Annotated in this window: 18 protein-coding genes and 5 pseudogenes; 13 read left to right on the top strand and 10 right to left on the bottom strand. The window is 58.2% G+C overall.

Going from position 1 to position 22,504, the window contains the following annotated elements:
• Positions 1 to 77 precede the first annotated feature (77 nt).
• The 9 genes and pseudogenes from RHM58_RS29765 (at position 78) to RHM58_RS29805 (ending at position 9,554) form a co-directional block, all read left to right on the top strand.
• Positions 78 to 982: pseudogene (locus RHM58_RS29765) on the top strand (LysR family transcriptional regulator).
• A gap of 368 nt (positions 983 to 1,350) precedes the next feature.
• A complete protein-coding gene (kdpF, locus tag RHM58_RS29770; RefSeq protein ID WP_123402870.1) occupies positions 1,351 to 1,443 on the top strand; it encodes a K(+)-transporting ATPase subunit F in 93 nt (30 codons plus the stop codon).
• The gene (gene kdpA, locus RHM58_RS29775; protein ID WP_201255003.1) at positions 1,440 to 3,212 is read left to right on the top strand and encodes a potassium-transporting ATPase subunit KdpA; all 1,773 of its coding nucleotides are present in this window, start codon (positions 1,440 to 1,442) and stop codon (positions 3,210 to 3,212) included. Before kdpF ends, kdpA begins: the two co-directional genes overlap by 4 nt.
• A 10-nt stretch (positions 3,213 to 3,222) precedes the next feature.
• Positions 3,223 to 5,303: pseudogene (kdpB, locus tag RHM58_RS29780) on the top strand (potassium-transporting ATPase subunit KdpB).
• 12 nt (positions 5,304 to 5,315) lie between these two features.
• The gene (gene kdpC, locus RHM58_RS29785; RefSeq protein ID WP_201255005.1) at positions 5,316 to 5,888 is read left to right on the top strand and encodes a potassium-transporting ATPase subunit KdpC; all 573 of its coding nucleotides are present in this window, start codon (positions 5,316 to 5,318) and stop codon (positions 5,886 to 5,888) included.
• Between the two features lie 153 nt (positions 5,889 to 6,041).
• Positions 6,042 to 8,324, top strand: a pseudogene (locus RHM58_RS29790) (DUF4118 domain-containing protein); the annotation flags it as partial.
• A gap of 131 nt (positions 8,325 to 8,455) precedes the next feature.
• Positions 8,456 to 8,611 (top strand): hypothetical protein, encoded by a 156-nt coding sequence (locus RHM58_RS29795; protein ID WP_416195347.1) that lies wholly within the window; start codon positions 8,456 to 8,458, stop codon positions 8,609 to 8,611.
• Complete coding sequence (locus RHM58_RS29800; RefSeq protein ID WP_201255007.1) at positions 8,608 to 9,297, top strand: response regulator; 690 nt, start codon at positions 8,608 to 8,610, stop codon at positions 9,295 to 9,297. Before RHM58_RS29795 ends, RHM58_RS29800 begins: the two co-directional genes overlap by 4 nt.
• A 95-nt stretch (positions 9,298 to 9,392) precedes the next feature.
• Positions 9,393 to 9,554, top strand: coding sequence for a DUF2986 domain-containing protein (locus RHM58_RS29805; RefSeq protein ID WP_201255020.1), 162 nt, complete (start codon positions 9,393 to 9,395; stop codon positions 9,552 to 9,554).
• A gap of 148 nt (positions 9,555 to 9,702) precedes the next feature.
• On the opposite strand, the gene RHM58_RS29810 is transcribed toward RHM58_RS29805, so the two are convergent.
• The 4 genes from RHM58_RS29810 to RHM58_RS29825 all read right to left on the bottom strand — a co-directional run bounded on the left by RHM58_RS29810 (position 9,703) and on the right by RHM58_RS29825 (position 13,493).
• Positions 9,703 to 10,467, bottom strand: a complete 765-nt coding sequence (locus RHM58_RS29810; RefSeq protein ID WP_201197191.1) for an SDR family NAD(P)-dependent oxidoreductase — start codon at positions 10,465 to 10,467, stop codon at positions 9,703 to 9,705.
• Between the two features lie 278 nt (positions 10,468 to 10,745).
• The gene (locus RHM58_RS29815) at positions 10,746 to 11,654 is read right to left on the bottom strand and encodes a LysR family transcriptional regulator (RefSeq protein WP_322268959.1); all 909 of its coding nucleotides are present in this window, start codon (positions 11,652 to 11,654) and stop codon (positions 10,746 to 10,748) included.
• 103 nt (positions 11,655 to 11,757) lie between these two features.
• Positions 11,758 to 12,504, bottom strand: coding sequence for a nuclease-related domain-containing protein (locus RHM58_RS29820; protein WP_322270921.1), 747 nt, complete (start codon positions 12,502 to 12,504; stop codon positions 11,758 to 11,760).
• A gap of 428 nt (positions 12,505 to 12,932) precedes the next feature.
• Positions 12,933 to 13,493 carry a hypothetical protein gene (locus RHM58_RS29825; RefSeq protein WP_322268960.1) on the bottom strand — a complete coding sequence of 187 codons (561 nt, stop codon included), beginning with the start codon at positions 13,491 to 13,493 and terminating at the stop codon, positions 12,933 to 12,935.
• Between the two features lie 148 nt (positions 13,494 to 13,641).
• Between RHM58_RS29825 and msrA the strand changes: the two genes are divergently transcribed.
• Positions 13,642 to 14,148 carry a peptide-methionine (S)-S-oxide reductase MsrA gene (msrA, locus tag RHM58_RS29830; RefSeq protein ID WP_322268961.1) on the top strand — a complete coding sequence of 169 codons (507 nt, stop codon included), beginning with the start codon at positions 13,642 to 13,644 and terminating at the stop codon, positions 14,146 to 14,148.
• A gap of 65 nt (positions 14,149 to 14,213) precedes the next feature.
• Positions 14,214 to 14,597, top strand: coding sequence for a hypothetical protein (locus RHM58_RS29835; RefSeq protein ID WP_322268962.1), 384 nt, complete (start codon positions 14,214 to 14,216; stop codon positions 14,595 to 14,597).
• 33 nt (positions 14,598 to 14,630) lie between these two features.
• Here RHM58_RS29835 and RHM58_RS29840 read toward each other — a convergent pair whose 3' ends face one another.
• The gene (locus RHM58_RS29840) at positions 14,631 to 15,011 is read right to left on the bottom strand and encodes a RidA family protein (RefSeq protein WP_201204171.1); all 381 of its coding nucleotides are present in this window, start codon (positions 15,009 to 15,011) and stop codon (positions 14,631 to 14,633) included.
• A 221-nt stretch (positions 15,012 to 15,232) separates the two neighbouring features.
• A complete protein-coding gene (locus RHM58_RS29845; RefSeq protein WP_322268963.1) occupies positions 15,233 to 16,132 on the bottom strand; it encodes a LysR substrate-binding domain-containing protein in 900 nt (299 codons plus the stop codon).
• A 215-nt stretch (positions 16,133 to 16,347) separates the two neighbouring features.
• On the opposite strand from RHM58_RS29845, the gene RHM58_RS29850 reads away from it, so the two are divergent.
• On the top strand, positions 16,348 to 17,427 hold the full coding sequence (locus RHM58_RS29850) for an extracellular solute-binding protein (protein WP_322268964.1): 1,080 nt from the start codon (positions 16,348 to 16,350) through the stop codon (positions 17,425 to 17,427).
• A gap of 8 nt (positions 17,428 to 17,435) precedes the next feature.
• Positions 17,436 to 18,388, top strand: a pseudogene (gene speB / locus RHM58_RS29855) (agmatinase).
• A gap of 357 nt (positions 18,389 to 18,745) precedes the next feature.
• On the opposite strand, the pseudogene RHM58_RS29860 reads toward speB, so the two are convergent.
• The 4 genes and pseudogenes from RHM58_RS29860 to RHM58_RS29875 form a co-directional block, all read right to left on the bottom strand.
• Positions 18,746 to 20,178, bottom strand: a pseudogene (locus RHM58_RS29860) (IS1182 family transposase).
• 260 nt (positions 20,179 to 20,438) lie between these two features.
• A complete protein-coding gene (locus RHM58_RS29865; protein ID WP_322268965.1) occupies positions 20,439 to 20,699 on the bottom strand; it encodes a hypothetical protein in 261 nt (86 codons plus the stop codon).
• A 259-nt stretch (positions 20,700 to 20,958) separates the two neighbouring features.
• On the bottom strand, positions 20,959 to 21,396 hold the full coding sequence (locus RHM58_RS29870) for a GNAT family N-acetyltransferase (RefSeq protein WP_322268966.1): 438 nt from the start codon (positions 21,394 to 21,396) through the stop codon (positions 20,959 to 20,961).
• A gap of 821 nt (positions 21,397 to 22,217) precedes the next feature.
• Positions 22,218 to 22,490: a hypothetical protein gene (locus RHM58_RS29875; RefSeq protein WP_322268967.1), complete on the bottom strand. Its 273-nt coding sequence runs from the start codon at positions 22,488 to 22,490 to the stop codon at positions 22,218 to 22,220.
• Positions 22,491 to 22,504 lie beyond the last annotated feature (14 nt).

A 22,504-nucleotide genomic window follows, 5' to 3' on the forward strand; every position in this document is an offset into this window, starting at 1 on the left:
GGCGGAAGGCGCACCATTTGCACATTACTTGTGCGTTTGACGCCATACCCCGATCACGCTTGTGCTACCGTCGAAATATGTCGATGCCCGATCTCAACTTGCTTATTACCCTGGATGTTCTGCTCACAGAAGGCAGTGTCACGCGCGCTGCCCAGCGCCTGCGACTGAGCCCGTCGGCGATGAGCCGGGCCTTGGCGCGCTTGCGTGAAACGACGGGCGATCCGCTGCTGGTCAGGGCCGGTCGCGGCCTCGTACCCACCCCCGCGCACTCGAACTGCGCGAGCGGGTCAGCCAGTTGGTCCAGGACGCGGAAGCGGTTTTGCGCCCGGTTGAGCAGCTCAATCCGAAACTATTGGTGCGCACCTTTACCATCCGCACCAGCGACGGTTTTGTCGAGACGTTCGGCCCGGACCTGCTTGCTCGTGTCAGCGAAGAAGCGCCGGGCGTGCGGCTGCTGTTTGTGCAAAAGCCCAACAAAGACAGCACGCCACTGCGAGACGGGAGTGTCGACATGGAAACCGGCGTGGTCGGCAAGTCGATGGCGCCTGAGGTGCGAGCGCAGGCGCTGTTCAGGGACCGATTTATCGGTGTCGTGCGCCTGGAGCATCCACTGAGCCAAGGCGAAATCACCCCCGCCCATTATGCCGCCGGCCGCCACATTGGCGTGTCGCGACGGGGCCCGGAGAAAGGGCCGACAGCCATTGATGACGCCTTGAATGCCCAGGGGCTGGAACGAGAGATCGTCACCATCGTCGGCGGCTTTTCGACCGCTCTGGCGCTCGTTCGGGCCTGCGACCTGATCGCCAGCGTGCCCGAGCGGCATACCGCCAGCCTGCGCGCCGGCCTGCACAGTTTTCCCCTTCCGGTTGTCATCCCCCCGATCACGGTGTCATTGCTCTGGCACCCTCGACTGGAAGCCGACCCGGCACATCGCTGGTTGCGCGGGTGTATCCGGGATGTGTGCGCCCAGCCATTCTTGTAGCGCCATGCGTAAGTCCCGTGTCTAGAGGACTTGCCCAATACCCGTCAGTCAAGAAGTACAACCTGTGGGAGCGGGCTTGCTCGCGAAGGCAGTGTGTCAGCCAATGTTAATGGCGACTGACACTCCCTCTTCGCGAGCAAGCTCGCTCCCACAGGGATTGCGGTGTTCGTAGTTTCTGCTGTGGTCTTTATAAGATCTTTATTCCCCCGCCCCTAATCCTGATAACAACTTACCAAGCGTCCCTCTAGGCTTTGCTCATCAGCGGGAGGAAACGCCATGGACTTCATCTTTCTAATACTCGACGCAGTGTTTTTCATCAGCCTGATCGGCCTGGCACTTGGCTGTGCGGCGCTCAACAGGAGACGGTCATGACGGGCTTTTATCTGTTCGGCGGGATCATCGCGGCCGGGTTGCTGGTGTACCTGGTCGCCGCGCTGTTTTTTCCGGAGGACTTCCTATGACCACTCAAGCCTGGGTCCTGCTCGGGGCCTTTTTGCTGGCGCTGGGTTTGTTGGCGTGGCCGCTCGGGCGGTGGCTGACCACAGTAATGGAAGGTCGGTTTGCCTTCGGTGCGCGCATTGAGTCGCCGCTGTATCGCCTGGCCGGCGTAAAACCGGAAACCCAGATGGGCTGGCTGCAATACGCCCTCGCCCTGATCCTGTTCAACGCCTTGGGCTTGCTGGTGGTCTACGCGCTGCAACGCTTGCAAGGTGTGCTGCCATTCAACCCGCAAGGCTTCGGCGCCGTAACGCCGGACTCCTCGTTCAATACCGCCGCCAGTTTCGTCACGAATACGGACTGGCAAGGCTATAGCGGCGAGTCGACGATGAGCTACCTGACACAAATGCTCGCGTTGACGGTGCAGAACTTCCTGTCGGCCGCCACCGGCATCGTGGTGGCCGTGGCCCTGATTCGCGGCTTCGCCCGCCACAGCGCCACCAGCATCGGCAATGCCTGGACCGACCTCACCCGCATCACATTGTGGGTGTTGCTGCCGCTGTCGTTGATCTTCGCGCTGTTCCTGGTCAGCCAGGGCGCGATCCAGAACCTTGACCCCTACAAGGACGTCACGACGATGGAGGTCATGCAGTACCAGAACCCGGTGCTCAATGACGCCGGCCAACCAAAACTCGATGCCCAGGGCAGCCCGGTCACCGTGGCCGCCAGCACCGACAAGCAAACCATTGCCATGGGCCCGGTCGCCTCGCAAGAAGCGATCAAGATGCTCGGCACCAATGGCGGCGGTTTCTTCAATGCCAACTCGGCGCACCCTTACGAGAACCCGACCGCGCTGACCAACTTCTTTCAACTGATCGCGATCTTCCTGATTCCGACCGCGCTGTGCTTCGTCTTCGGCCACGTCGTCGGTGACATCCGCCAGGGTTGGGCGCTGCTGGCGACGATGACGATCATCTTCGTGATCGCTGTAGTCGCCGTCACCCACTACGAACAACTCGGCAATCCACAGTTTTCCGCGCTGGGCATCGACACGGCGGCGGGCAACATGGAAGGCAAGGAACTGCGCTTCGGCATCAGCGCCTCCAGCCTGTTCGCGGCAGTGACCACGGCGGCCTCCTGCGGCGCAGTCAATGCGATGCACGACTCGTTCACCCCACTGGGCGGCGCGGTGCCGCTGGTGCTGATGCAACTGGGTGAAGTGGTGTTCGGCGGCACCGGTTCGGGCCTTTACGGGATGCTGATATTCGCGATCCTGGCGGTGTTTATCGCCGGGTTGATGATCGGCCGCACTCCCGAATACCTCGGCAAGAAGATCGAAGCCTACGAGATGAAAATGGTCGCCATCGCGATTCTGGTGACGCCGCTGCTGGTGCTGTTCGGGACCGCCATCGCGGTCATGGCCGAGGCCGGCAGGCTGGGGATCGCCAACCCCGGCGCCCATGGCTTTTCGGAAATCCTCTATGCCTTCACCTCGGCGGCCAACAACAACGGCAGTGCCTTCGCTGGATTGTCGGCCAACACCCCGTTCTACAACACGATGCTGGCGATCGTCGCCTGGTTCGGCCGCTTCGGCGTGATCGTCCCGGTCCTCGCCGTCGCCGGCAGCCTGGCGGCGAAGAAACGCCTGGCGGTCACCGGCGGCACGATGCCGACCCACGGAATGCTGTTCGTGGTGTTGTTGATCGGTACGGTGCTGCTGGTCGGTTTGCTGAACTACGTGCCGGCGCTCGCGCTGGGGCCCGTCGTCGAACACCTAATCCTGATCAAGTGAGACCACGACCATGACACGCCAAGCGTTCTCCTTGTTCGACCCAAAACTGATAACCCCGGCCATCGTCGATTCCGTACGCAAACTCAGCCCGCGGATCCAGTGGCGCAACCCGGTGATGTTCGTCGTCTACATCGGCGCAATCATTACCAGCGCCCTGTGGGTCCAGGCCCTGCGTGGCCAGGGTGAAGCCAGCGCCGGGTTCATCCTCGCGATTGCCTTGTGGCTGTGGTTCACCGTGCTGTTCGCCAACTTCGCCGAAGCCCTGGCCGAGGGCCGCAGCAAAGCCCAGGCAGCCTCGCTGCGGGACCTGAAAAAGGAAACCTGGGCGAAGAAACTGCGCGAACCGCACTACGGCGCCGAGTGGCAATTAGCGCAATCGAGCGGCCTGTGCAAAGGCGATGTGGTGGTGGTCGAGGCCGGCGACCTGGGCGACTCGATCATCCCCGCCGACGGTGAAGTGATCGAAGGCGCCGCCTCGGTGGACGAGTCCGCGATTACCGGCGAATCGGCCCCGGTGATCCGCGAATGTGGCGGCGATTTTTCAGCCGTGACCGGCGGTACTCGCGTGCTTTCCGACTGGATCGTGGTGCGCAGTGACCACCAACCCCGGGCGAGACCTTCGTCGACCGCATGATCGCCCTTGTCGAAAACGCCAAACGGCAAAAAACCCCGAATGAAATCGCCCTATCCATCCTGCTGGTCGCACTGACCATCGTATTCCTCGGCGTGACCGTGACGTTGCTGCCCTTCTCGCTGTTCGGAGTCGCGGTGGCCCAGGCCGGGACGCCGGTTTCGATCACCGTGTTGATCTCGCTGCTGGTCTGCCTGATTCCCACCACCATTGCCGGTCTGCTGTCGGCGGTCGGTGTGGCGGGCATGAGCAGGATGATGGAAGCCAACGTCATCGCCACCTCTGGCCGGGCTGTTGAGGCGGCCGGTGATGTCGACGTTCTGTTGCTCGACAAGACCGGGACCATCACCCTCGGCAACCGCCACGCCTCGGCATTTTTACCGGCACCGGGAGTCAAGGAAGCGGAACTGGTGGACGTGGCACAACTCGCCTCCCTGGCCGATGAAACCCCTGAAGGCCGCAGCATCGTGGTGCTGGCCAAACAACGCTTCAACCTGCGCGAACGCGACATCGCGGCGCTCGACGCGCACTTTGTGCACTTTTCTGCGCTGACTCGCATGAGCGGCGTCGACATGGGCACTCGCCAACTGCGCAAAGGCGCGGGCGAAGCGATCCTGCGGCACGTCCAAAGCCTGGGCGGCCACTTCCCGGAGGCGGTGCAAACCCTCGTCGACGAAGTCGCGCGCCGGGGCAGCACGCCGCTGGTGGTCGCCGACGGCGCCAAAGTGTTGGGCGTGATCGAACTCAAGGACATCGTCAAAGGCGGGATCAAGGAACGTTTCGTCGAGCTGCGGCGCATGGGGATCAAAACCGTCATGGTCACCGGCGACAACCGGATCACCGCTGCGGCCATCGCCGCCGAGGCCGGTGTCGATGACTTTCTGGCGGAAGCCACGCCGGAACAAAAACTCGAGCTGATCCGCCGCTACCAGGCCGAAGGCCGGTTGGTGGCAATGACCGGCGACGGCACCAACGATGCACCGGCGCTGGCTCAAGCGGATGTCGCGGTGGCGATGAACTCGGGAACCCAGGCGGCCAAGGAAGCCGGGAACATGGTCGACCTCGACAGCAACCCGACGAAGCTGATCGAGGTGGTGGAAACCGGCAAACAACTGCTGATCACCCGCGGCGCCCTCACCACCTTCTCGATCGCCAACGACATCGCCAAGTACTTCGCGATCATGCCGGCGGCGTTCGTCACCACCTATCCGCAGCTCGCGGCACTGAACATCATGGGCCTGACCAGCCCGAATTCCGCGGTGCTGTCGGCGGTGATTTTCAATGCGCTGATCATCATTTTCCTGATTCCCCTGGCGCTCAAAGGCGTGAAATACCGCCCGGTCGGTGCCGCCCTGCTGCTGCGGCGCAATCTGTTGATCTATGGGTTGGGTGGGGTAATCGTTCCATTCATTGGCATCAAAATCATCGACATGGCCCTGGCCGCTGTCGGTCTGGTTTGAGGGAGCACTGTCATGGCCACTCTGTTGCGTCCGGCGTTGACCCTGTTGATTGTATTTTCACTGCTGACCGGCCTCGCCTATCCGTTGGTCACTACCGGGATCGCCCGACTGGTCTTTCCCCATCAGGCTGCCGGCAGCCTGATCGAACGGGACGGCAAAACCGTCGGTTCGCTGCTGATCGGCCAGGGCTTCAGCGATCCGAAGTACTTCTGGAGCCGCCCTTCCGCCACCAGCCCCATGCCCTACAACCCTTTGGCCTCGGGCGGCTCGAACCTCGGCCCATCGAACCCGGCGCTGGCGGACGCGATCAAGGGCCGGATCGCCGCCTTGCACGCGGCGGATCCGGGCAACACCGCTACGGTGCCCGCCGACCTGGTCTACAGTTCCGCCAGTGGTCTTGATCCGCATATCAGCGTGGCGGCCGCGTTGTACCAGGCTGGCCGGGTGTCGCGGGTGCGCAACTTGCCGGTCGAAAAAGTTCGTCAACTGATCGGCGAGTATGCTGAAGGCACGCTGCTCGGGTTCATCGGCGAGCCCCGAGTCAACGTGCTGGCGCTGAACCTGGCACTCGACACCACCCACTGAGCGCTAACTCACACACGGTGAGCTTGATGGCCGAACAACGTCCCGACCCGGACCAATTACTGGCGCAGATTCGCGAAGAGGAAGCGCAAGCCAAACGCGGGCGGCTGAAGATTTTCTTCGGCGCCAGTGCCGGGCGTCGGCAAGACCTACGCCATGCTTGCCGCCGCTCATACCGCGAAACTGCAGAACATCAACGTGCTGATCGGCGTGATCGAAACCCACGGTCGCAGCGAAACCCAGGCGTTGACCGAAGGCCTCGAGTTACTGCCGCTCAAGCACGTCGTCGACAAGCAGCGCACCGTGACCGAATTCGACCTGGACGCCGCACTCACCCGCGCGCCGAGCCTGATCCTGATTGACGAACTGGCGCACTCCAATGCCGTCGGCTCCCGGCACCCGAAACGCTGGCAAGACGTGGAAGAATTGCTCAGCGCAGGGATCGATGTCTGGTCGACGATGAACGTCCAGCACCTGGAAAGCCTGAACGATATTGTCGGTGGCATCACCGGCATTCGCGTCTGGGAGACCGTGCCCGACCACGTGTTCGACAACGCCGATGAAGTGGTCATCGTCGACTTGCCGCCCGATGACCTGTTGCAGCGTTTGAAGGAAGGCAAGGTCTATCTGGCGCAACAGGCCGAGCGCGCGGTGCAGAATTTCTTTCGCAAAGGCAACCTGATTGCCCTGCGCGAACTGGCGCTGCGGCGCACCGCGGACCGGGTCGACAGCGACATGTTGCAGTACCGCCAAAGCAGCGCGGTGAAACCGGTCTGGGGCACCCGCGATTCTCTACTCGCCTGCATCGGCCCTCATGAACAGGCCGAAAAAACCGTGCGTTCCACCGCTCGCCTGGCCGCCCAGCTCAATGTGCCGTGGCACGCCGTGTATGTGGAAACCCCGGCCTTGCAGCGCCTGCCCGAAGCCAAGCGACGCAGGGTGTTGGCGACGCTAAAACTGGCTCAGGACATGGGCGCGCAGATCTCCACCCTGGCGGGTCAGGACATTGCTGAAGCGCTGGTCAAGTACGCGCGCCAGCACAATCTGTCCAAGGTTGTGCTCGGACGTGACGAGCAACCACGACGGCGGTTCTGGCGTCAGGTGCTGGCCGATCGGATTGGCGCGCTGGGCGCGGATCTGGATGTGATTCAAGTCTCACTGCCGTCGGGCAGCCCACGCACCGAAAACAAATCCGAAACCCGCGAAAGCCCGATCCTCTGGCCCGCCTATCTGTGGAGCGTCGTGTTGTGTGCGGCGACGACCCTGATTGCCCTGCCGCTGCTAGGCGTACTGGAACAAGCCAACATCGTCATGCTCTTTCTGCTGGCGGTGGTCGCCGTCGCGGTGCGCTTCGGCCGTGGCCCTGCGGTGCTCGCGGCGTTTGTGTCGGTCGGGGCCTTCGACTTTTTCTTTGTCTCGCCACGGTTTTCCTTCGCCTTTGCCGATGTCCAGTACCTGGTGACCTTCAGCGTCATGTTGGTGGTCGCGCTGGTGATCGGGCAAATGACCGCCGGCCTGACGTACCAGGCGCGGGTGGCGCAACGGCGCGAAGACCGCATGCGCGCGCTGTACGACATGTCGCGCTTGTTGTCCGCCGCGCTGATCACCGAACAGGTGGCCGAGATCAGCGCCCAGTTCCTGAGTGCCGAGTTTGGCGCCCGATCTGCCTTGCTGGTGGCCGATGACAACAACAAACTGCTGGCGCCGATGGTCACCGGCGATGCTCCGCAAGTCGACCTGGCCATCGCCCAGTGGTCGTTCGATAAAACCGAACCGGCCGGCTACGGCACCGACACCCTGCCCTCCAGCACCACGCTGTACTTGCCCTTGTCCGCCCCGATGCGGGTACGCGGAATACTCGCCGTGCAGCCTCGCGACACCACTCGATTGGTGGTGCCGGAACAGCGGCGCCTGCTCGATACTTGCGCGTCGTTGCTGGCCATCTCCCTCGAACGAATTCACTACATCAACGTGGCCCAGGACACGACGGTGCAAATGGAATCCGAGCGGTTGCGCAACTCACTGCTCTCAGCCATTTCCCATGATTTGCGGACCCCGCTGTCGGTAATGGTCGGGCTCGCCGAAGCGCTCCAATTGACCAAGCCACCCTTGACCGGCGAAGCCGCCGAGATCGCCACGGCGGTGGGTGAATCGGCGCTGCGCATGAACACGCTGGTCAACAACCTGCTGGACATGGCGCGGCTAGAGTCCGGCAAAGTGGTGTTGAATCGTCAGTGGCAACCCATCGAAGACGTGGTGGGCAGCGCCCTGCGAGCGGTGCAGCCGATACTCGGCGGGCGTTCGGTGCACGTGGTGCTGGAGGATGACTTACCGCCGGTGCGCATCGATGCGGTGCTGATCGAACGCATCCTGATCAACCTGATCGAAAACGCCGTCAAATACACCCCGCCCGCCACCACCCTCGACCTCGGCGCCAGAGCCACGCCGGACCATTTCGAGGTGTGGGTCGCCGATGAAGGCCCGGGGCTGCCCCACGGTCACGAAGAGGCGATCTTCAACAAATTCATGCGCGGCAAAAGGAAAGCTCGATACCCGGCGTCGGCCTCGGCCTGGCCATCTGCCGGGCCATTGCCCAGGCGCATGACGGGACCATCACCGGCGTCACCCGGCCCGAGGGCGGTGCCTGCTTCACGTTACGTCTGCCCCGTGAAACGCCTCCCGTCATCGAACCCTTTGCCCAGCAAACTGACGAGGAACAGCCATGACCGAATCAGTGCCGCACGTCCTGATCATCGAGGACGAAAAGGAAATCCGCCGCTTCGTGCGCATGGCCCTGCAAGCCGAAGGCCTGGAAGTTCATGAAGCCGACACCTTTCACCGAGGCCTCATCGACGCAGGTACGCGCCGCCCCGACCTGATCATCCTCGACCTCGGCCTGCCCGACGGCGACGGCATCGACCTGATCCGCGATGTGCGCAGCTGGTCGCCGGTGCCGATCATCGTGCTGTCTGCCCGAGGTAGTGAATCAGACAAAATCCTCGCCCTCGACACCGGCGCTGACGACTATCTGGTGAAGCCGTTTGGTACCGGCGAACTGCTCGCCCGAGTCCGCGCGCTGCTGCGGCGGCAGGCGAAAGATGCCGACAACAATTCCGTGCTGAGCTTCGGCGAGGTGCGCATCGATATCGAACGGCGCGTGGTGGAACGCTCTGGTGCACCGCTGCATCTGACGCCGCTGGAGTATCGGTTGCTGGTGCACCTTTGCTCACATCCGAATCGGGTGCTGACGCATTTGCAACTGTTGAAAGCGGTGTGGGGGCCATCGCATACCACCGATACGCCATATCTGCGGGTGTTTATGGGTGGGTTGAGGAAGAAGGTTGAGATGGACCCTTCGCAGCCGCGGCATTTGGTGACGGAGACGGGGGTTGGGTATCGGTTTATTCCGTGAGGTGGGGATTTTGGGGGGCGAGTCCATCATTGTCTTTCTGGGATTTAATCTTCGAGCTGATATCATCCAGGCTTTTACACGCTGAGCAGAAAGACATGAATCGTCAAAAAAAACTACAGCAGTTATTTAAGGCTAAAGCCAAAAAGGCGAGTGCCAAATTGGCACCGCAAAGCAAGACTAAATACGTTAGTAAAGCTGACCGATTGAAACTGGCGGCTGAATCCAGTGATGACTCAGTCGTTTCCGCTGAGAGCTGATCTGTAGAGCTTAAGCACCAGCGGAATCTACAAATCTGGTTGGGCCAGGCATTCCGATGGCACCTACCACGAGGACGCGGCCTGACAATTCATTCAAGCCGAAGCCGCTTCCTGCCGCGCCCAACCTCGGTGGGGCACCCGCCCTTGCTTAACGCATGACGAATCCGCCATCGACGGAAATCGACTGGCCGGTGACAAAGCTTGAGGTGTTGCTGCTCAGCCACAGGACGGCATCGGCAATTTCTTCAGGTCGGCCATGGCGGCCCATCGGCACACTCTTGACCATCGCCTCAAGCGCTTCGCCCTGACCTGCGGCGACCATCTGATCGGCCATCGGCGTCCAGATCAGCCCTGGGCACACGGCATTGACCCGAATGTTGCGCGCCGCATATTCAAGCGCTGCGCTTTTGGTCAGGCCAATGACGCCGTGCTTGGCGGCGTGATAGTTGGCCCGCTCGGCGCCGCCCACCAACCCACCGAGAGACGAGCAGTTGACGATGGTTCCGCTGCCCTGCCGGCGCATGTGCAGTAACTCGAACTTCATGCAGCTCCACACGCCACGAAGATTGACCGACATGACTTTGTCGTAATCGTCGACGGTAGCGTCAGCCATTTCCGCCAGGATGTTTTGAATGCCGGCATTGTTGAACGCTGCGTCCAGACGCCCGAAGGTGGCGACGGTCTCCTTGACCATGGCCTCGACCTGATCGACGTCGGCGACATCACAACGAATGCCAATGGCCTTAAAACCTGCGCGAACCAATTCCTCCGCAGCAGCCCGCGCCGCCTCCCCGTTCACGTCCGCCAAAGCGACCGACGCACCGGCCTGGGCAAAGGCCTTGGCTGTCGCCAATCCGATACCGGAGGCGGCGCCAGTGACGAGTGCGACCTGATTTTCAAATGAAAAACTCATCAATACATTCCTCAACATCACGTTTGAATAGATCTGATGCAGTGCACGCTAACCAACACCGGCGGCAATGAATACCGGGTGAAAACGAGATGCGTCGATGAGCAGCGCTCATCAATCAGTCAAGCGCAGTGTCTTGAGGGGTGTGCAGGAGGATCTTGATGCGAGGTGAGATTGATGAGCCATGCTCATCGCTTCATGCGGTCTCGGGGCCGTCTGTTCGTGGACTAAGTAGGCTGTTGAATCGTCCTTTCAAGCAGGAGAAAAGGTCTGGTCGACCTCTACTCCCCCAGCGGCTTCATTTCGCGGATCAGATCAATCAGCAAGCGCAGCCCCATCGGCAGTTGCCGATGGCTTGAATAGTACATATGAAAACCCGGTGCGAGACTGGACCAGTCATCCAGTACACGCTGGACCTCGCCGCGCTCGACCAGTGGCGTGATGACCGGCTCGGGCGCATACATCATCCCCGCGCCGTGGCGCAGCAGCGACAGGCCGACACGGGTTTCGTCGATAGTGATTGCGCCGGGCACAGCGATTGCCAGGTGCTCGGTGCCTTTGTCGAACTCCCAGTCGTACATGCGATCATTGCCCAACCGTATGCGCAAGCACCGATGCCGGATCAAGTCCTGAGGGTGCAGCGGCACACCAAAGCGACCCAGGTAAGCCGGCGAGCCCGCGACGACCCAACGAATGTCCGGCGACAGACGCTGGGCGATCATGTCTTCCGGTACCGTGCCACCGTAGCGGATACCCGCATCATGACCGCCGCCAATGACATCGATCATGCGGTTGGTAACCGTCAGGTCGATCTCAATCTCCGGATAGCGCTCGTTGAAAATCGGCAGCACCGGGCCCAGCAGCAGATCCGCCGCATCACTCAGAATGTTCAGGCGAATGCGCCCCGCCGGCGCGTCGCGAAACCGATTGAGCACTTCCATCGCCTGGCCGATGTCATCGATGGGTTTGCTGATCAGCGCATGCAACTCCTCGCCTGCGGCGGTCAGCGTTACGCTGCGTGTGGTGCGATTCAACAGGCGGACCCCAAGCCGACTTTCCAGGCCTTTGATCGCATGGCTCAACGCAGAAGCACTGATGCCCATCTCCAGGCCAGCACGATTGAAACTCTGATGACGGGCGATGGCCAGGAAGTAGATGAAGTCCGCCAGATTGGCGCGGCTGAGTTGCATGTCAATCTCCGGCAATGGATAGCTGTATTTTTTTAGTGCGCCAATAAGCAATCGACGACTGCCGTGACCAATTCAGCCAAAAGAATTGGCCGGCAGGCGTCCGCTAGACAATCGGCTGCATGGTCCGACACTTGGGAAATGCACTACACCCCCAATACTGTTGACCGATTTTCGGGCCACTCTTGAATGCACGAACCACCAACGCACTCCCACAACGTGGACATTGGCGCAACGCCATCGGATCACTGCGCTGCTTAAGTCGTTGCACATGTTCCCGCCCGGTCGCCAGCGTTGGCGCTCGACGCCCGGTTTGCAAGGCTAGCAGCATCGCCCTCACCTCCTCCTCGCTGAACACCGGTTGCTGGAAGGATTTGATGTAGCGGATGAAGCGCATGCCTTGGGTGACGTTGGCGGGCATCTCGGTCTTGAAGGTGCTCGCGCCGACAAAGGCAATGACCGAATGCAGATGTTCTGGCCCGATACCCAGTGCTACCTCCAATGCCTTCAAGTGCTTGTAGTTCTGCCGCGTCGGGTTCTGGAATTTGAAACGCTGCTTGAAGATTTGTTGCGTCCACTGCGCCTGGTTTTCGCTGCCAAAGATCCAGCCGCGCATGTTCTTGGTCTCCAGCACGAAGACGCCGAAAGGTGAAAGGAACACATGGTCGATCTGCGTGGTGCCATCCGGAGTGTCGAGTGTCACGTTATGCAAGCGGCGGTAGATCTGGCGATCCAGGCAATAGTGCGCAAAAAAACCGACCAATTGCTCACCGAACCAGCCTTTAAACCAGGGCGTTTTCAGCAGTTTTATCAGAACCCAGATCAGCAGCACCGGCGGTAGCAGCCACTTCAGGGTGTCGAATAGCGGTTGAAAAACAACGAGGGTATTCACAGGGCCGTCCTTTGCGTTGGGGCCGAAATGGATACTTGGCCCGAGTCAGCGTCGCGTCAGCATTGTGCGCGTAAATGCAGACCCAATGCGTGTGGATCGAGTAGGACATCCCCTGTGCGGCGATTCTCTCGATGCTGATTACCGAAGCGCGCGATGTCCGATGGTCACCGGTTCAGGCCAGTCGCCACTGGCGATCTATACTATTGAGTTGGTTATCTGTGTGTCATGCAACACGTCGACACCTGTGCGCTGTGCGGCGCACCCGTGCCAATCGCCAACGTAATCAGTCCGAGCCCGTGCGTCGTGTCTCCCTGGATCAAACGACCGGCCGTGCTCAATGGCTTTGTGGCTGATGGGTTATGGAGAACATCATGAAACATAAGCTTTTTTCAGGCGTTGTATTGGCGCTCGCGGCGGCGGTGGTAATGCCCGGAGCCTGGGCTGCGCAGGCGCGAGCCTTGGCGGCGGATGGGGCTGATCATGTGGGTGCCGGGGCCGTCGCGGCAGATGGAGCCGATCATGTCGGGGCCGGCGCAGTCGCGGCGGATGGTGCCGATCACGTCGGGGCCGGGGCCGTCGCTGCGGATGGTTCCGACCATGTCGGTGCCGGCGCAGTCGCGGCGGATGGTGCCGATCACGTCAGGGCCGGCGCAGTCGCGGCGGATGGTTCCGATCACGTCGGGGCCGGCGCAGTCGCGGCGGATGGTTCCGATCACGTCGGAGCTGGCGCAGTCGCGGCGGATGGTTCCGATCACGTCGGGGCTGGCGCAGTCGCAGCGGATGGGTCCGATCACGTCGGGGCTGGCGCAGTCGCGGCGGATGGTTCCGATCATGTCGGGGCTGGCGCAGTCGCTGCGGATGGTTCCGATCACGTCGGGGCCGGTGCAGTCGCAGCGGATGGGGCCGATCACGTCGGTGCAGGCGCAGTCGCATCCGATGGCACCAATCACGTCGGATCTGCTCGTCTTGCATACTCGCGCAGTGGAATAGGTTCGGATCGGGTGGCATCCTCGCTCATGGACGGCAGTTACTCCGACCAGTTCAACAGCCCGACCATCAATCAGTAACGCGCCACTTCACTGAGGGGAATGACCATCCATGACGACGCAAACCGAAACCGCCATTTTGGCCGGTGGCTGCTTCTGGGGCATGCAGGATCTGCTGCGACGTTTCCCCGGCGTGCTCTCCACGCGGGTGGGTTATTCAGGCGGCGATGTGCCGAACGCGACCTATCGTCATCACGGTGACCACGCCGAATCCGTCGAGATCGTCTTCGATCCCGCGGTGATCAGCTACCGCGAGCTGCTGGAGTTCTTCTTCCAGATCCACGACCCAACGACCAAGAATCGCCAGGGCAACGATATGGGCGCCAGCTACCGCTCTGCCCTCTTCTACCTCAGCGAGGCGCAGAAACAGATCGCCGAAGACACCGTGGCCGATGTCGACGCTTCTGGACTTTGGCCCGGCGAGGTGGTCACCGAAATCACCCCGGCCGGCCCGTTCTGGGAAGCCGAACCGGAACACCAGGACTACCTCGAACGCTTGCCCAACGGCTACACCTGTCACTTCATCCGGCCAGGCTGGAAACTGCCCAGGCGCGGGTAATCACTGAACAGAGGCGGCTCGAATGAGTCGCCTCTGGCTTTTGCGTCAACGTGGAGTGAACTCACATGACACAGATATTATTTATCGGACAGACGCCAGAAACCGTCGACTTCTCTGATCCGGCCTTACCTCCTGGCTTTAATGCCGAAAAGATACATGCAGGCATAGCGATTGGCATGGCGACCTTGGAAGACCGGGGCTGGCACGCCGACCTGTGCTTGATCCCACCCGACAAAACCGCCGGGCCCTTGCTGGAGAAACAGCTGGCAACGACGACCTACGATTGTGTAGTCATCGGCGCCGGTCTGCGCCTGCCGCCAAAAAGTCTTTCACTGTTCGAAGTCGTCATTAACGCCGTGCACAAAGCTGCGCCCAACGCATCAATCGCCTTTAACACGGGACCTGAAACGACCGCCGACTCCGCTGCTCGCTGGTTAAAAGACGATTGATTGCATTCGGCAACAGCATCCCAACCCGCAGACTCAGCCCTTGGCCGCCATCGCGGTGACTTCAACACGCATACCTTCAACGGCCAGTGATGCCACGCCAACAGCGGCGCGAACCGGCCAAGGCTTGGCGAAGAAGCGTTTGTAAACCTCGTTGAACGCCGCGCGGTCAGCCATGTCGGTGAGGTAGATCGTCAGGTGCATGACGCGGTCCATGGAACTGCCGGCACGTTCCAACGCGACCTTCAGCGCCTGCAAGGTGCATTCGCTCTGCTCGATGATGCCGCCCAGCTCCAGACTGCCGTCGGCGCGGGTCGGGATCTGGGTGGAGACCAACAGGCCGCCGAAACCGGCGACGTCCGAGGAAATGGAATCCGCGTCAGGGTCGGGGGTGAAGGTGATGTCGTGGTTTGCCATGAGGATCTCTTGTTTGTGTTCGTAAATTGAGCGGTCGTTGCCGTTGGGGCGTTCAATGAGGCAACGCCTTTTGAGCGGTCAGTTTACAACTCCGTTGTGATCGACGGGAAATGCAGCGCGAAAGTGCGCAATGGGTCCGTTTTCAGCCGGTCACCACAGGCAGAAAACGGCCAAAAACGGTCATTCGTGAGCGCCTCCAAACGACGATCCATCGTAGATAGTCAGTTTGATGGAGTGGCCTTCGCTTGCTCAATAAGCCAGTCGATCAGCAACACGATCTCGGGAACACCTCGACTTTCTTCGTTGCAAATACAGTAGTAATCCATTGCGGCAGGGACTTTCATTGAGAACGGCTGCACCAGCCGCCCTTCCATTAAGTCCCTCGATGAGTTGATTTCATCACTCAACGCTACCCCGTACCCATCCCGCGCAGCCTGTAGCGCGATACCAAAATCTTCAAAATGGACGTCCGCGTCCCCTGGATACGGCAACCGGGCTTCAAGCAGCCAGCGTCGCCATTGCGTCCCGTCGTCTTCATGCAAGAGCCGGTGATGAATCAGATCCGATGGTTGCCGTAAGGCATGCGGGCCACGCAACAATTGCGGACAACAGACTGGAAACATATGCAAAGGTTGCAGTGGGCGCCACCAGAAACCGTCCCAGATCGGCGCGTCATAGAGCACGGCGATATCCGCTCTGCGCCAGTCCACCTCGCCCAGCTCATCGGCGCTGATCACCCGAAGCTGAATATGAGGATGCTCGGCTCGAAATGCGAAAAGCCTAGGCATCAGCCAAGTCGCGCCAAATATCGGTTCGGTAGAAATCGTCAGCACCTTGGCCTGTGGCTCTTTGAAGTGCTCCTGCGCTATCTGGCGCACGCCTTCGGTTATTTCGTGGATGCCACGGGCCACCGAACGTTGCAACGCCAACCCGCTTTGCGTCAGCACCAAATGGCGACCCTGTTTGTAGAACAGGTCGATGCCTAACGAACTTTGCAAGGTCCTGAGTTGTTGGCTGACAGCACCGGGGGTCACATGCAGTTCGGCGGCCGCCGCACCGACATGGCCCAATCGTGCGACGCATTCAAACACTCGGAAAGCATGCAAGGGTGGAAAGGACATAGCGTTCAACCGTTTAGTTTTATTGTAAGTTTGTTCGGTAATTTATATAGATTGATTGGCGCATGGGCAACAACAACAATCGTGGGGTAGTCGAGCCAAAAAACAACAATTCAAAGAGCGCCCCCTATGAAAGTCATACAGGCACATCGAAAACATGCGATACCGCAAACAGATCAGCCTCTCCCAAACCATTATGAGTTCGGAGGGTGCCAATCATGAGGGTCACGCTTGCACTGATACTGGTCGCTTTGGCATTACCTGCGTCAGCCGCTGAACGGGTCGTCCAGTTCTATGGATGGGCGGAATACGTCGGGGTCAAAACCCTTATGGCCTTCGAGGCGGAAACGGGAATAAAGGTCCAGTACGACACCTTTGATAGCGCCGACGTGCTGGAGACCAAGTTACTCACCGAGCACAGCGGCTATGACGTCGTCGTTCCGAGCATCGCCATGCTGGATCGGTTGCTCCAAGCCAAAGCCCTGCAACCGAGCGGCATTCAGCAGACCCAGCGACTCGGCGAACTGGACCCTGTGCTCTTGTCGCAGTTGACTACTGTCGATCAAGGCAATCTTTACGCGGTGCCCTACACCTGGGGCACCACAGGACTGGCAATCAACCGCAAGGAGATCGAGAAGCGGATCCCCGATGCTCCCTTGAACAGCTTTGACTTGCTATTCAAACCCGAATACGCAAGCAAGCTCAAAGAGTGTGGCGTTTCGATCGTCGATGCGCCGCAAGAAGTGATCAGTATGGCGCTGCACTACTTGGGTAAATCGCCGTATAGCAAGGATCGGGGAGACCTGAAAGCGGTGCAGGCGCTACTCACGCAACTGCATCCATCGGTGCGTTACATCGGCACGGGCACGCAAAGCAGTGACTTGGCCAACGGGGATATATGCCTCGCGCTGACTTACAGCGGCGATGCAGTCCTGGCTAGGATTATGGCTGAGAACGCAAAAAAACCGTTCGACATCGATTACGTCATTCCCCGCGAGGGCACCCTCAACTGGATCGATACGCTGGCCATCCCGGCCGATGCACCTCACCCGGAAGAGGCCCGGGCCTTCATCGAGTTCCTCACTCGACCGGAGTCTCTCGCCGACCTCACCAACAGCTTGTATTACGCCAACGCCAACACGGCGGCCACCCGGCTGATAGATCAAAGCATTGCCGAAAATAGCGGCATCTATCCCTCCGCCGCCGTGCGCAACACCTTATTCGGCGAAGAACCCATGGCCCTGCAACTCATGCGTGAGCGCACACGGGTCTGGTCCACCTTTCGTAGTCAACGTTGAGCATTTCCATGGAAAACAGTAATCCAACCGATCAGGCGATCACCCGTACCAGCCTGTATGGCACCGACGCAGAATCGACTTACGGCGGTATCACCAGCTTCATGCGCCGCCGCTATAGCCGGGATCTTCGTGGCGTAGACCTGGTCATCAGCGGCGTGCCTTTCGACACAGCGACCAGCAACCGACCGGGCAGTCGGTTCGGACCACGCGCCATTCGTGAGGCCTCCGTTCAATCCGCTTGGACGCGGCACTGGCCATGGGATTTTGATCCGTTTGACGTGCTGGCCTGCGTTGATTTTGGCGATTGCTCCTTCGACTATGGCCTACCTCAAGAGACGCCGGCCGCCATCAAGGCGCACGCCGATCACATTCTGGGGGCCGGCGCTGCGATGTTGACCCTGGGGGTGATCACTTCATCAGCTATCCGTTGCTGCAAGCCCATGCCGCCAAGCATGGTCCATTGTCCATGATCCATTTTGATGCTCACCATGACACCGAAAATGATGGTGAGGAAAAGCGCATCGATCACGGTTCGATGTTCTATCACGCGGTGAGGGAAGGTCTGGTTGATCCCTCCAGATCCATCCAGATTGGCCAGCGCATGACCAACGATGATGTGATGGGCTTCCAGGTCGTGGATGCACGTCAAGCCAACACCACCAGCGCTCAAGATATTGCCCGCATGATTCGTGAGCGAGTCTGTGACCACCCGGTGTATCTGACCTTCGATATCGATTGCCTGGACCCGGCATTTGCCCCCGGTACCGGCACCCCGGTATGTGGCGGTTTGTCTACGTTCCATGCCTTCGAGATTCTGCGCGGCCTTCGCGGTATCAACGTGATCGGCATGGACGTGGTTGAGGTGGCCCCTGCCTATGATCATGCCGAAATCACAGCGTTGGCGGCAGCAGCGCTCGCGATGGAAATGATCTGTCTGTATGCAGCTCGGCATAAATTGTGAGCTGACAGGAGATGCTCAAAAGCAGATGGAGAGCTTTCACCGTGCAGCACGAAGGCTTGAATAAGAGCTACCTCGGGTTGGCGTTAACCAGAACCTAGATGGCATGATCAAAGGGTGGCCGGTTGAAGCGGACGGCTTTCATAGTCCGCTCAATCGGCTTACATGAATGTCTGCTGTGGGTCCAGGCTGTGTGAAAACGCACTGAATACGTCGAAAGTTGAGAACGACGGGCGTTGTCTGCGAAACCAGCAGACGGAAGCGCGATTTGCCCTAGTCAGCTACATAGACGTTCGTAATGCTGTTTGGGCCGCGTCAGCGGCCCAAACGGCTACTAACTGGCGAGCCAAGCGGCTGGGTTCACGCCCTGATCGCCTCAAGCAGTCCTGCGATGCCGAAGATGCTCATCATTCGTTTGAGGTTGCGAGCACATGAAGGCTCATTTCGGTACTTACCCGCGGAAGCGTTTTGGTCAGGACGTGGGTGGCTCCCATCCAATATTTGAGCGTTCCAAAAGGATGCTCAACAGTCTGGCGGCGAACCTTCATCTTCCCCGGGTCATGCTCCAGCCGAACCTGCATCGCGTCGATTACCGCCTCATGTTCCCAGCGCTTCACACGGCGCTCCTTACCCGTCGTACATTGCTTTTGCATTGCGCAGGACTGGCAGCCCGAGAAGTAGTAACAATGCAATAACATGCCGTCTTCCATCGACGAATGCCGCCTGGTTAGTAACTGCCCCGCAGGGCATCGATACTCGTCCGACGCCGCAAGATAGATGAAGTCCTGCTTACCAAATCGGCCTTCGGCTTTGCTGCCAGATGTGAGGGGTTTTGGTACGAAGGTAGTGATGCCAGCCTGCTCGCAAGCAAGGATTTCCAGACCTTTGTAATAGCCTCGGTCGGCCACCACTGTTAGCGATTCAGCCTTGATTTCTTCACGCGCCTGGTTCGCCATATTGCTCAGTTGCCCACGATCATTACCAACGTTGGTCACCTCATGGGCAACGATCAGATGGTGTTTGTCGTCGACAGCAGTTTGTACGTTGTAGCCAACCGTTCCGGTGCCTCGGCCGCTCGTAGCCATTGAGCGTGCATCTGGGTCTGTGAGGGAGATCTGTTGGTCTGGACTTTCGTGGAGCTGCGCCTCGATGTCCTTGAGTTTCTGCATCTGCTTTTTCAGTGTTTCTATCTTTTCTTTCAACCGCTCTGCTTTGGCCTCGGCCACTTCGGGCGTTGCCCGATCCGCCGAATCCATCGCCGCCAGATATCGATCAATGCTCTGTTCGATCTGCTGCATGCGTGCCTTCACTTTGCCCTGAGTGAAGTTGCGGTCGCGATTATTGACGGCTTTGAATTTGCTGCCATCGATGGCGATGATCGATTGGGAGAAGAGATTGAGGTTGCGACAAAGAACTACGAACTGGCGGCATACGCTGCGAATGGCTTTGCCGTTGTCCTTGCGAAAGTCGGCAATGGTTTTGAAGTCCGGAGCCAAACGCCCCGTTAGCCACATCAACTCGACGTTGCGCTCGGCCTCACGTTCAAGTCGGCGGCTGGACTGAATCCGATTGAGATAGCCATAGATATAGATCTTCAGCAACACCGCTGGGTGATAGGCCGGACGACCCGTTGCGGCAGGATCGACGCCCTCAAAACCAAGTGCGCCCAAGTCGAGTTCATCGACGAAAACATCGACCACGCGCACTGAATTTTCTTCGGCCACGTAATCGTCCAGACACTCCGGCAGCAAGGTGACTTGCGTCCGAGCCTCACCTTCAATAAATCGCTTCATGATCGCCCCCGCTACGATCTCGACGATCAGAAGATTAGACAATTGCGGGAGTTTTCACACAGCCTGGACCCAAAGCTGTCGATCAATACCTGGCAGATAGCGATCAGAAAGTAGCGGTAGGTGGCTTCTCTAACCTGCCAAGATCCCAAGAGCCGAAATGGTGCTCACCAAAATCGATAGGCACCATCACTCTGAGTACTTCTGCGCGCTTTCTCGTGCGTCACTGATTTAGATCACCGAACCCAACTTGAACGAACAAACTATGGTCGCTTGCTCCCAACAAAATAAAAAACAACGCTGATCACGAAGAACGCTATGCCAGCGATGATCAAACCGTACAAAAAGTAATGCTCACGGAACGTTAGATATACAACCGATCCGTGCGTATCCAGCGGGTAGATTTTTCCACTTTGAGGATCCGCTGTTCTCAGCCCGTGAGCATCAAAGTACTTCCAGACAAAAAATGAAGAAAACCAAAAGCCTATGGCCAGTATTCCCACGACGAGTTTAAGTGAATTCATTCTCCAGCCTCCCAGATTTCCAAAGTGAAGACTTCGGCTGGGACCGTTCGTCGTCAGCTGAAGAGCAGGAATGAGCAGGAGTGGGCACATGTCCAGCAAAGATTTGAGTGGGCCGTCTCACTTGGATAATGACCAATTTTGGCCGATTTCTGCCCGCCACAAAGGACAGAAAACGACCCCAAAGCGGACTCTGACCAGCATTTGGTAAAGGGGGCTTTAGCCCGTCCCATTGAGCGAAGCGAACGGTTTGAACCAGTTGTTATGCATGTTTTACTAGACGTTTCTTTAAATGATACAGGTTACTCCCGATTGGGCGATCCTCAAGAACACCATAAATCTCATACCCATGCCGCTCATAGAACTGTTTAGCATCAACGGTTTTTAAGAATGCAACTACTGCCCCATTGTTGACACCAATCGCTTCTGCTTTTTCCAAAAGCATAGATCCTACCTTTTTACCGCGATGAGACTCCTTAACCCAAAAGGTGTCAATTTCTAAGCCATCCCAGTAACAATTACAGCTTATTGCACCGATATAGTCGCCTACTTCATTGTGTGCAACCACCATAAATATTTTATCTTCCGACTCTGGTGGTAGATTTGGATATTGAATTCGAAGATATTCTGAAAACCTATCATTCAGAGCTCCTTTGTCCTTTGCTGATGGAGAACCCAATATATCAATCTTGATTTCCACTTTATCGCTCCTGAAATTAAACTTTGAGGTGCCAAACGGCTTTTGGCATAACATTCCATGTTTATGCATAACCCCTTGAGCAATCAAAAAATCGAGTCTGTAAACGCGACTTCAAGAAGGGGGAAGCAGTATATTATTTTGCACATTACTGACGTATTAGCTGCGTGTCCATGGTCTGCTTTTGGCCGATTGTTGCCTTTCGAAAGGGCAGCTTTAGGTCGATATCAGTCCTCTGTGAACGTCTGCTTATCACTATTTTGCCTTGAGTGTTGCAGCTGAAGCTGTTGAGGAACCCCATACAGGTTTTCATAGAACACGAAGGTCAGTCATTTGAAACTTCGCTTTTGTTCCGTCATATATCAACTCAAGGGAAAGAGTCAGGTCGCTCATTCCTTCTCCCTCTGTCCACAGAGATACATCGAGAGCTAAGCCGGAGCCATCGCTGTACTCATAAGTATCTATCTTCTCACGAAAGACGCTGGAGGCAATACCAATGTATTGCCGTACTCAGAGAGTCTTGCCTCAACATCATGTTTGTTGAGTCTGCCATACCAGTTTTCGGCGGAAATTTTATCAAAATCGCCATTAACTAGTGCGTCAACAAGATCAATTATTTCTAGCTCGAGCCTCTTATCAATCTTCATTTTCGTCTATTCTCTGGTATGCGAGTCGAAGTCTCCGGTTTAACATTAATAGCACTTGAAGTGCTCGTCAGTGTTTCTGATCAAGGCTTTGCATAGAGAAAAAGGGGACAGATTTATTTTCGAACAAACAGAAAATAAATCTGTCCCCTTTTTTGGTCTCTCGCTGGACTTTACTTTTTAAACGCTTAACAGCCAAGACTCGCACTGGTTTATTTTTTCATTGTCGTCCATGGTATGAGATATTTTCTTATCAATTTCTTTGAATTTATTTGGTTCGTTTTCTTGGTAGAACATTAGCCAGCCGTCTCTACCGTCGTGCTCTATCATGTATTTTTTATTGTCTTTTCTGATGTTTAATGACCAAGATGAAAAGAAGTCTGGATGGTCCGAAAACACCGTTACCGTAAAGCCGCAACGACTTGCCATGTTATATAAATCAGTTTGCTTCATTCGTAGCCTCTTAG

Origin of the sequence: Pseudomonas sp. 10S4 (assembly GCF_034344865.1) — a bacterium.
Taxonomy (GTDB): Bacteria; Pseudomonadota; Gammaproteobacteria; order Pseudomonadales; family Pseudomonadaceae; genus Aquipseudomonas.